General features: G+C 35.6%; 9 protein-coding genes. 7 read left to right on the plus strand and 2 right to left on the minus strand.

Annotated features, from left to right (window positions below; all coding sequences use genetic code 11):
• Positions 1-75: 75 nt before the first annotated feature.
• From ACQKNC_RS07940 to ACQKNC_RS07960, 5 genes are all read left to right on the plus strand, one after another.
• Positions 76-822, plus strand: a complete 747-nt coding sequence (locus ACQKNC_RS07940) for a peptidoglycan recognition protein family protein (RefSeq protein WP_427424301.1) — start codon at positions 76-78, stop codon at positions 820-822.
• 356 nt (positions 823-1178) lie between these two features.
• Complete coding sequence (locus ACQKNC_RS07945) at positions 1179-2684, plus strand: S41 family peptidase (protein ID WP_427424302.1); 1506 nt, start codon at positions 1179-1181, stop codon at positions 2682-2684.
• Positions 2685-2765: 81 nt separating this feature from the next.
• Positions 2766-3668 carry a CobW family GTP-binding protein gene (locus ACQKNC_RS07950; protein ID WP_427424303.1) on the plus strand — a complete coding sequence of 301 codons (903 nt, stop codon included), beginning with the start codon at positions 2766-2768 and terminating at the stop codon, positions 3666-3668.
• A gap of 389 nt (positions 3669-4057) precedes the next feature.
• On the plus strand, positions 4058-4822 hold the full coding sequence (locus ACQKNC_RS07955; protein WP_427424304.1) for a CAP domain-containing protein: 765 nt from the start codon (positions 4058-4060) through the stop codon (positions 4820-4822).
• A 274-nt stretch (positions 4823-5096) separates the two neighbouring features.
• Entirely contained in the window at positions 5097-5285 is a 189-nt protein-coding gene (locus ACQKNC_RS07960; protein ID WP_427424305.1) for a hypothetical protein, read from the plus strand.
• Positions 5286-5432: 147 nt separating this feature from the next.
• On the opposite strand, the gene ACQKNC_RS07965 is transcribed toward ACQKNC_RS07960, so the two are convergent.
• Complete coding sequence (locus ACQKNC_RS07965; RefSeq protein ID WP_427424306.1) at positions 5433-6803, minus strand: MATE family efflux transporter; 1371 nt, start codon at positions 6801-6803, stop codon at positions 5433-5435.
• A gap of 328 nt (positions 6804-7131) precedes the next feature.
• Between ACQKNC_RS07965 and ACQKNC_RS07970 the strand changes: the two genes are divergently transcribed.
• Complete coding sequence (locus ACQKNC_RS07970; RefSeq protein ID WP_427424307.1) at positions 7132-8208, plus strand: undecaprenyldiphospho-muramoylpentapeptide beta-N-acetylglucosaminyltransferase; 1077 nt, start codon at positions 7132-7134, stop codon at positions 8206-8208.
• A 179-nt stretch (positions 8209-8387) separates the two neighbouring features.
• On the opposite strand, the gene ACQKNC_RS07975 is transcribed toward ACQKNC_RS07970, so the two are convergent.
• The gene (locus ACQKNC_RS07975) at positions 8388-8936 is read right to left on the minus strand and encodes a GNAT family N-acetyltransferase (RefSeq protein ID WP_427424308.1); all 549 of its coding nucleotides are present in this window, start codon (positions 8934-8936) and stop codon (positions 8388-8390) included.
• 550 nt (positions 8937-9486) lie between these two features.
• Here ACQKNC_RS07975 and ACQKNC_RS07980 point away from each other — a divergent pair.
• A complete protein-coding gene (locus ACQKNC_RS07980) occupies positions 9487-11517 on the plus strand; it encodes a diguanylate cyclase domain-containing protein (protein ID WP_427424309.1) in 2031 nt (676 codons plus the stop codon).
• The last annotated feature ends 9 nt before the right edge of the window (positions 11518-11526 follow it).

Below are 11526 nucleotides of genomic sequence, written 5' to 3' on the forward strand. Positions count from 1 at the left end.
CTGCGAATATGAAGATAGTTTGATTAAATTTCAATAATCCTGCTTTTTACATTAAAGAGAAGGGAGGGAAAACCTTTGGTAACAATTCGCCAAAAACTAGTTTCTGTTTCGCAAGCAATCAAAATAACAAATGGTAAAAATAATGCAAAAAAGTATATTGTCGTTCATGAAACCGATAATACGAACAATGGAGCTGATGCCGATGCCCATGCCCGTCTACAAATAGATGGCAACAGCAGGCAAGCTAGCTGGCATTGGCAAGTGGATGATAAGGAAGCAGTACAATCTTTTGAACATTTTTGGGAATGCTGGGGAGCAGGAACATATGTCGGTAATAGTCAAGGAATACAAGTAGAAATTTGCGTAAATAGTGATGGTGACTATATTAAAGCTGTAGAAAATGCTGCGAGTCTTATCGCAAAAATAATAAAAGATGAAAATATAGCAACTCAAAATATTGTTCAACACAATTATTTTAGTGGGAAAAATTGCCCTCGGAATATTCGAGCTGGAAAAGTACCTTGGTCATATTTTATTGAAATGGTAAAAAGCGCTGAAGATATTCAAAATCCTCCAGTAGAAACACAAAAATATCGTATTTTAACGGGAACGTATAGTACCCTTAAAGCAGCAAAAAGCGCAGCACATGTGATGAAAACAACATTCGGCTGGCTTGTTTACATTGAGCAAGACGGTGCAAACTATCGAATTAAAACAGGAACTTTTACAGGGATTAATACAGTGAAAAAGGCAGTAAATAAAATAAAAAATGATAAATTGGCGCAAGTTACTTATATTAAAGATGCAGAAGAGGATGTATAATTTCTAATATTCTATGAGGATTTTAGTTGACTGCTTCGAGGAAACGAGTAAAATAGAAAAGCAGTACCATTATATACCTACAACTTAGCAGATAACAGAGGTGCCTATAGAAAGTGCTACTTAGGCACCTTTAAATTAGAAAATCTAAAGCAATACACCTACATAGAATAAAGTGCTTAACAAAATAGCGATTCAAATGAAAAGTTGCTTTAAAATGATGGATTTTTTGAAGATTGTTGTAGGAAAAGATTTGTCATAATTTTTGACAGTCTTTTTCTTTTCGTCTTCTCTATAACCTGTTAAGATGGTAATAGTGTGACATCAAGTTAGTGTATATGAGAGTGGTGACAATCAAGATGGATGAACAGAAAAAAGATAGTATAGAACAGCAGCCGGAACAAACACCCCCTACTGAAGTAAAACCAGCAGGACAATTTATAAAAATGAAACCGTTTAAATTTATCATGCTGATGTTCTTTACGATCCTTATTACTGCAGGCTTAACGATATTTGCGTTAACATTCGGAGAAAAGAAAGTAGTTGAAGTGAAAGTACCTACTGGGCGTGCAGAATTTTCAAAATTATACGAAGCCTATGATTTACTGAAAAACAACTATTACAAAGATATCGACGATTCAAAAGTGGTCGATGGCGCTATCAATGGCATGTTTGACGCTTTAGGTGATCCGTATTCTGATTTTATGGTGAAGGAAGAAGCAGATCAATTTAAATCTGGATTGTCTTCTAGTTTCCAAGGAATTGGTGCGGAAATTCAAGAGCGTAACGGCTCAATTACAGTTGTGTCACCTATTAAAAATTCACCTGCTGAAAAGGCAGGGCTATTACCGAAAGATATTATCTTAACTGTTGATGGAAAAAGTATTCATGGGTTAAGTGCATCTGAAGCGGTAGCTCGTATTCGCGGTGAAAAAGGTACACCTGTAAAATTAACCGTGAAACGAGAAGGAAACGCTGAGCCACTTAATATGACAATTGTCCGTGATGAAATACCGGTTGAAACGGTTTACGGTGAAATGCTTGAAGGGGGTATTGCCCATATTCAAATAACGTCATTTAGTGAAAATACAGCAAAAGAATTTGAGAAGATTCTTGCGGATTACGAAGGTAAAGGCTTAAAAGGTATCGTAGTAGATGTGCGTCAAAATCCTGGTGGCTACCTAGATGCGGCAGTAGAAATTTCGAATTTATTTGTTCCAGAAGGTAAAACGATTGTACAAGTGCAACAAAAAGATGAAGAGCCGAAAATTACAAATGCTATTGCTGGTAAAAAATACAATGTTCCAGTGACAGTTCTTGTTGATAGCGGCAGTGCTTCTGCTTCTGAAATATTAGCTGGTGCATTAAAAGAATCAGCAGGTGCTAAAATAGTAGGAGAAACTTCGTTTGGTAAAGGTACAGTGCAAAATGTCACACCATTAAAAGATGGCTCTAACCTTAAATTAACAACAGGTAAATGGCTAACACCAAATGGAAACTGGATTCACGAAAAAGGTATTGTTCCAGATGTTAAAGTGTCATACCCAACTTATGCATCATTACCATTCTTAGATCCATCTATGGAAATGAAAAAGGGCATGCAGTCTAACTCTGTAAAAGCGGCACAAGAGATGTTAGAAGTTCTAGGATACGAGCCTGGTAAAGCAGATGGCATTTTTGAACAACGCACAGAACGTGCAGTGAAAAAACTGCAAGCTGCAAGTGGTCTTGAAGAGACTGGTGTTTTAACGGGCGATACAACGTATGCTTTAATGGATGCATTACGTGCTAAAATAAAAGCAGATGATCCTCAATTGTTAAAAGCAAAAGAACTGCTTACTGGTACACCAGCAAAAACTGAGTAAACTACAAACTAACAAAGTAGCTGTCGCAGCAGGCGTCTCAAATTGCCTTTGCGACAGCTTTTTTTATGGGAGGTAATAATTGTGAAGGACGTATATTTATTTAGTGGCTTTTTAGGTAGCGGAAAAACATCCATGCTAACGGATGTTATTCGTCAACTGAAGGAAAAAAAATTAAAGCCCGCTGTCATTATGAATGAACTTGGAAAGCTACCATTTGACTCACAGGCTGTGGAAAAGGATATTCCGCTAAAGGAGATGTTAGAGGGCTGTATTTGCTGCTCTGGCGCTGAAAAAACAGAAGCGCAAATTCAATCTCTTCTATTAGATAGTGACTTTGATGTTCTGATTATTGAAACAACAGGTGCTGCACATCCTGTTGAAGCATTAGACGCCGTCTATTCACCGTTATTCGCGGAACAGTTAAATATTAAAGGAATTGTCACGGTTGCTGACTCAAAGCTGTGGATGGATCGAGAGACATTAACCCCACAAGTGCGCTCCTTATTTATGGAACAAATCCGCCACGCACATTTATTACTAGCTAATAAAATGGATCTACTAACAGATGCAGAGCAAGCTCAGGTTGTTTACGAGCTACAAGGCTTTAATCCTCATGCTTTTATTTTACAAACTACAAATGGGCGAGTGCCGTTACGTTTGTTAGAAGATTTAAAGGCAACAGTTCGAGTGGATAAACAAGATATTGTGAAAGCTCCTATAGCATCGATGCATCTAGGCTCGAGATTAGTTGAATTTAAGGAAGTGGACTTTACGCAAGAACAATTTGAGGATTGGGTTCGTACATTACCTGAAACTGTGTATCGAATGAAAGGCTATGTGCCAATTGAAGGTGTGAAAAATCCTATGCTGTTTCAATATGCATATGGTATGGTCCAATGGCTTCCGGAGTATGTAAAAATGCCCGCAAAACTTGTTATCATTGGTGAAGATGTAAGTAGCTTAAATGTAATAGGTCTTGATTAAAGACTGAGGCTGGTTATAATAGATAATCTAAAACTGCTAAATTCTACTAGTAAGACGGAAATTTTGTTCTTGTCGTCTTGCTTTTAGTAGAAATTATGGCAGTTTTTTTATGTGTATTGGTTGAAAAAGGTAGCGTATTTCAATATTTTTAGCTTTCATTGCTGTAAGATTCTATTTGAATCTTGAAAATATTTGATAGTTTTTAAGATATGTCAACCCTATTTAAAACGTAAGTATTTCATAGGCTGGTGAAACTTGCTAAAAATTATTGCTAAAAACCCTCTATTTGATGCGAATCTATTTCACTCATGGTTTTGTTAACAGATGCTGGTAAGAATTTTATTAAAATCGTCCCTTACGATTGGTTGCAGAGAAGGAGGAATTGCAAAATGAAAAAAACACTAACTGCAATTTGTGCAACATTTCTAATAGCAGCTCCAATTCAAATGGCTTCCGCTGCTGCAAAAACTACAGAGGGGAACACAACTACAGACTGTAATCAAGTTTATTCACATAAATGGTCAAATCAATGGTCAAATCAATGGTCAAATCAATTGTCAGACCAATTGTTAAATCAAAAGTGGTTTGTAACTTTACCACAAACACAAGCACCATCAAAAGAAGTACAAGTACCAGAAAATAATCAAACACCAAATAATAATTCACAAGCAACAAATAATAATACACAAACAACAAATAACAATACACAAACATCTCAAAAAGATAATACAGCAACTGCACCATCTAAGACTCCACCATCAACAACTACTTCAGATGTGAATGCTTTTGAACAAGAGGTTGTAAAATTAACGAATGCTGAACGTACAAAAGCTGGTTTAGCACCATTAAAAACGGATGATCAACTGATGGCAGCTGCTCGTGAAAAATCACAAGATATGCAATCTAAAAACTATTTCTCACATACAAGTCCAACATTCGGTTCACCATTTGATCGTATGAAAGCTTTAGGTATTACGTATAAGAGTGCAGGTGAAAATATTGCACAAGGTCAACGTACACCTCAAGAAGTAGTACAAGCTTGGATGGATTCACCAGGTCACCGTGCGAATATTTTAAATGAGAAATTTACGCATATTGGTGTTGGTTATGTGAAGTCAGGTAACTACTGGACACAACAATTTATCCAAAAATAATAGTATAAATTGAATAACTTCATTGAATAAAAGGATGTCCACTAAGTCGTAAATGGCTTAGTGGACATCCTTTTTTTGTGAATAATTTTGACTGAAAACAAATGAGTACATTACAAGGGATAATTTGAATACATTAGAGGTGTAGAAAAATGGCTTCACTATGCCTTCTAGCAATTAGTCGAATGGGATTAGATAGTTTGTTGTAGCATTTAACAAAATTCATTTTTAAACGGCTATAGTGGAACATTAATTAACTCAAAAAGGAGAGTGATATATGATATTAATAATATGTGGAGAATGCGGAAAAATAATAATAGATAGAGCAAAAAGCATTTATAACACACAAGATGATAAATTTTATTGTAATGAAAGCTGCGCAAGAAAGGACTTAGAAGACATAAATAGTCGAGTTCCTACTATAAAAAATAATAATAAAGGGCAATTGTATTGGGATTTTAAATAGAGAATCAAAGATAATAGCATTTATCAATACATGCATTACTTACAAAGTCATTAGATGATGTTGTTGATAAAGTTAATCTATCTTCTAAGCTGATGGATTCATGGTGTTTTTTCCTTCTAAAATGAAAATAGCTAGCTAGAACAATGTCTAGTTAGCTATTTTTACTTTGGCCATGTTTGTATATCTTTTTTGAACAAGTATTAAACGTATTAATAAAGTAATCGCTCCAGTTGTCAGACCTGCAACTAGTCCGATCCAGTAGCCAAATGGTCCAAAGTCTGTATGAGTGGCAAGTACATAACCGACAGGCAAGCCGATAATCCAATACGAAATAATGGCCATAATAAAGGTCACTGTAACATCCTTGTAACCTCTTAAAGCACCTTGAACTGGCGCTTGGATAGCATCAGATAGCTGGAAAATGGCTGCATATATTAAAAAATGAACGGCATATTCTAGCACTTTTCCATCAGTCGTATACATATTTGCAACAGGTTCACGAAGGATAAAAAGGATACAAGCTGAAATAAAGCTAAATAAAATTGCTGTCCCAACACATAGATAGCTATACTGTCTAGCATCGTGCATACGGCCAGCACCTATTTCAAAACCTACTAAGATCGTAACGCCCATCGAAATGCTAAGAGGTACCATATAGAGCAGGGAGGTGAAATTTAAAGCTATTTGATGAGCTGCTATGATTTCTGTACTAAAGCTACTCATCATCATTGTGACAGCAGAAAAAATACTCGTCTCTGCAAATAAGGATATTCCAATTGGCACACCAATGATTAAAATTTCCTTCCAACGAAGCCATTCTAATTTTGGCCAGTCGTGGAATAGGCGGAAGCGCTCAAAGGGCACGCGTTTTGCAATAATCCAAACAGTAATCAAGAAAACTAGCCAGTATGTAATGGCAGTTGCAACGCCCGCACCGATTCCGCCAAGCTCGGGTGCTCCAAACTTGCCAAAAATAAAAATATAATTCAACACAATATTAATAGGCGTTGTAAGCAATGTAATAATCATTGTGACGCGTGTTTGTCCGAGTGCATCGATAAAACAGCGCATAACAAAAAATAAAAAGAGTGGTAAAAGACCAGCACACATCGCATAGATATAGGATTGGGCAATTGTATGTACAGAGGCTTCTAAATTCATATTACCAAGAATCCAGTCAATACTGACTAATAATACAATTAAAATAAGAACAACTAGTACGATAGCTACATAGATTCCTTGCTGAACAGCCTTCTTTGCTGACATCTCTTTTTTTGCTCCAACAAGCTGTGAGACAATAGGTGTGATCGCTAGGAGAATTCCAGATAAACCAGTATAAACAGGCATCCAAATAGAGGAGCCAATGGATACTCCGGCTAGGTCAGCGGTGCCGTAACGACTCGACATTAAAATATCGAAGAAAGAAATAAGATAAATCGCTATTTGCGTGACTAAAATTGGTACGATAATTTTTAATATTAAAGCATATTTTTCTTTTAATGTAGTTGTCTGATTCATAGTGTATATCTTCCTTCATTAACATAATTAATTAGTATAGCATACAAAATAGATGAAAGCTGAAAAATCAATTATCCACGGCATAATTGTGTCCCAGGCTTTAGATCAACTTTAGATCAACAGTGTTTTTGCTTTCGCTACATAAAACACTTGTAGCTGCCGATTCGCTTTCGCTACATAAAACATATGCAGCTGCCGCTTTGCTTTCGCTACATAAAACATATGCTGAAAGAAGTTAAAGCTTCATCTATATCTTTTCGTTCGCATATAGTAAAATAAAAGACTGTAAACAAAAAGTAGTATGGTTAATAGGAATAGGAGAATTAATGTGAAACAACAAACAATCATTTTAACCGGTGGAGGGACAGCTGGTCATGTATCGCTCAATCAAGCGATACTCCCGTCTTTACAAGAACTAGGTTATGATGTCCACTATATTGGCTCAGACAAGGGCATTGAAAAAGAATTAATAGGCGAGGCATTCCCTGATGTTCCGTTTTACGGTATTTCAAGTGGAAAATTGCGTCGTTATTTCTCGATGAAAAATTTTACAGATCCATTTAAAGTGCTTGCTGGAATTATGCAGGCTTTTCGTATTATCATAAAAGTAAAGCCCCAAGTAATTTTTTCAAAGGGAGGCTTTGTTTCTGTACCTGTTGTCATGGCTGCGAAACTTGCTGGTGTTCCCGTAGTCATTCATGAATCAGATGTTACACCTGGCTTGGCCAATAAAATTGCGCTACCATTTGCATCTCATATCTTTACGATTTTTGAGGAAACATTGCAGCACTTACCGAAAGAAAAGGCAACATGCACAGGCTCCATTATTCGCCAAGAGTTATTTATGGGAGATCGAGCAAATGGATTATCTTTATGTGGCTTTACAACATTAAAACCGGTTCTTCTTGTTATGGGAGGGAGTCTGGGTTCAGTTGTTTTGAACGATGCACTTCGTGAAAATTTACCAGAGCTAGTAAAACAGTTCCAGATCATTCATTTGTGTGGTAAAGGAAATTACGACAACTCATTCGAATCGATGAATGGTTACAAACAGTTTGAATATGTGACAACAGAATTACCGGATTTATTACATGCGGCAGACTTTATCGTCTCACGTGCAGGCTCCAACTCAATTTTTGAATTTTTAGCACTTCACAAGCCGATGTTATTAGTGCCGTTATCTGCACAAAAAAGTCGTGGTGACCAAATTTTAAATGCCAACTTATTTAAAAGACAAGGCTACGCGGAAGTATTACAAGAGGAAGAGTTAACAAAAGAATCCTTTAAAAAATCGGTTCATGTGTTAATAGAGCGCAAAGCAGAAATGGTTGCAACTATGGAGAAAACACAAAGACCAAAAACGCCAGATGAAATGGCGAAACTCATTTTACAATATAAAAAGTAGGCTTTTCACATGATATGCTTCAAGCTATAGTCAAAATATAGTAGTGAAGATTGTCACGTTGAAGGGTGCCGTAACATAGCTTGTTCTAATACACAGATATAATAAGTAGAAATGTCCGAAAATAAAAGCTATGTGTCTGTCATCGTGACAGAACACATAGCTTATTTTTATGAAAATTATTACATCGCTTGTTCTTCGCCATCCTCCATTTGATTGGCAGTTGTCAGGTAGAACAAATCTTTCGGAATTTTAAATAAATTAAATTGTGCCTCGCCGCTGTTAACCTGTGCTAATAATGTCGGATGACTTTCATTCGCACTCACAACATAAGGTAGCTTTAAGGCTGCACGCTGTGATTTTATATTTTCAACACGAATACGGAGAAATACCGTATGGAAGTTATAGTCAAAAAATAGTTCATTCAAAAAAAGCATTTTCGCTTTTTGGTTATAACCTTGACCTTGATATGGGAGTCCAATCCACGTTCCTAAAAAGCCTGCACCATCATTCACATCATGAATGCTAATGGTACCGATTGGCTGACCCCAATCATCAGTAATGGTCCTAGAAATAGCGAGTCCCCTCGCTTCTTCTTCAATCAGTTGTTTTGTCATAAACCAATATTCATCAGCTGATGTGGCTTTTTGACGGACAAATGGGAAAACAGAAGGGTGTGATAATAGCTCATAAAGCTCTGTACATTCATGTAGGTCTCGATGTTTAAGCATACGAAACGCCTCCTTTACTAGGGTAGTTAAAACAATTCCTTAAAAACATAAAGAAGAAAACTAAAATTCGCACTGGAATTAAAACCCAAAGAACTAGACGTTGTAACTATGATATCCATAATTCCCCGCTGTCTTACTGATTTTTCGACCATACCGAAAAAAGGCTAGTTTTTTTAATATAATATAACAATCATACTGCTTTATGCAATCATTTTCCTCGCTAAAACAAAAATTAAATTTATTAGTCAGTAAATTCTGAAAAACAAATAATTACGCAGATAGTTAAATATTGTTTATTTATAATTAGAAGTTTTAAGTCTAAAATATCAATTTTTCTAGTGAAAATATTTGTATGATGTTTCTTTAGGATTACGTTTTTTCTTTAAAAGAGGTAAATTATCAAAAAATGCCCTAAAAAGGATATAATTTTTCTAATTTAAGAAGGGTGATTCTTTTAAATTATGTTATAATAGTAGTATTGATTTTATTGTATAAACAAAAGATATATGAATATTCTATATTAATATTTACGACTTATGGGGGTGACAGCATGGATTATCTTTTAAGCGAAGAATTATTTAATGAATTGTTTATTGGCAAAGATTTTGTCTTTTTAATGAAAAAAGTGGGAGACGATTATCAATATATTCGCTTAAATCAAGCAGCTCGAGGTTTGTTATCACGTGAGGCCATTGGGGAAATGCTATCTACCCTTACCTCAAGTCGCAATTTTTCATTAATTCAAGAGAAATACAATCAAGCAATTACGAAGCACAGTCAAGTTGATTATGTGGATTATGCTTATGTCAAATCAGAAGTTCGCAAATATGAGACATCTGTTCGTCCGCTTAAAAATAATAATGAAGATTATATTTTAGCCATAACAAAAGAGATTCTTTATGATCGTAATATTGAAGATAAGTTTTTATTTTTGCGCTCAATGTTCGATCATGCCTTTTTTTCAACAGTCATCTTATCATCTGAAGGAACTATTTATGAAGTGAATTCCAGCTTCACCAAGGACTTTGAATTAGATACCGAAACGGTTAAACAGCAATTATTCATTGACCTACCAATTGTTCCTAAAGGTGAAGTAGGAAACATGCAAACCTATTTACAAAGAGCTTCTATGGGCGAAAATATTAGTGAAAAGCTCATCAAGTTTCATACACTGGATAAAAAAGAGCGTATCTATTTAGTTTCACTTTCTCCAGTTATGCAGGGGGATAACTCTTTTGTAATTTTTCTTCTCATGCAGGATTTCACGCAATTCATTGAACAAAAAGCGGAGTTACGCTCAAAATCTCATGGTTTAGAGGTTTTTAAGGCAGCTCTAAATTCTGCTGCGTACATCGCTGTTTTAGATAGTAATGGTCTAATTCTAGAAGTTAATGATTTGTTTTTAAATGAGATTGGCTACACCGCAGAAGAGCTAATAGGTCAATCATGTTATTTAATAGAGCCTCGTTATAATAATACAGAGGACATATTACAACTAATTAGTAAAACACTTAAAGCGGGGAATATTTGGCGAGGAGAGCTATGCTATCGTACAAAATTTCATACTGATTTTTGGGTAGAAGCAGCTATAGTTCCATTAAGAAATGAATTTGGCAAGACAGAACAATATATATCCATTAACTATGATATTACGGACAAGAAAAAAATGTTAACAGAATTAAAAAATATTGAACGAACATTCCGTCTCATTACAGAAAATACAAATGATTTAATTGTCATCACAAACGAAGATGGCATCATTATTTATGCCTCACCCTCCTACGAGATTTACTTAGGCTACGAAAATGTAGAATTACAAGGTCAGTTTTACAGTAATATTGTCGATGAACAAAGTAAGATGGCTTGGGAAACGTTTCTAAATAATTATTCTGGTCAAACAGAAACGCAGTTTGAACTACTGCTAAAGGCAAAGGATGGTACACCTGTTTGGACTGAAGGAAACGTAACGGTTGTTCATGACCCAGAGCGTGAGAAAGTATCGCAAATCATGATGCTATCTCGAGAAATAACTCATCGTAAGGAACGCGAAAATGATCTATTATATTTAGCTTATCACGATACGTTAACACAACTACCAAATCGTCGTTATTTACACAAGGAGTTCCCTAAATTATTGGCAGAAGCGCAAGAACGCAATGAGTGTTTAGGTTTGCTCTATATCGATGGGGATGACTTTAAGAATGTTAATGATCGGCACGGCCATGACACGGGGGATGATTTTATCCAGAAGTTTGGCCAAGTATTAATTACGGCTGTAAGGAGCCATGATTTAGTTATTCGTATGGGTGGCGATGAATTTATTGTCGTCTTAACGGGTTTAACAAGGGATGATGAGAAAAGACGAACACAAATGATGCACATTATTAATCGTATCCGTAATGAACTAAAAAAAGGTTGGACCATTGAAAGTCATTACTTTGCTCCAACTGCCTCTATTGGTATTGCTTATTATCCGGATCACGGTAATACATTAAATGAATTGCTGGAATTAGCAGATCAAGCTTTATATAAAGCGAAGGAAATCGGAAAAAATAATCTCTATATTGCTGATTCACATTAAAAAAAGTCT

The organism is Lysinibacillus sp. NPDC094177 (assembly GCF_050279145.1).
GTDB lineage: Bacteria > Bacillota > Bacilli > Bacillales_A > Planococcaceae > Lysinibacillus.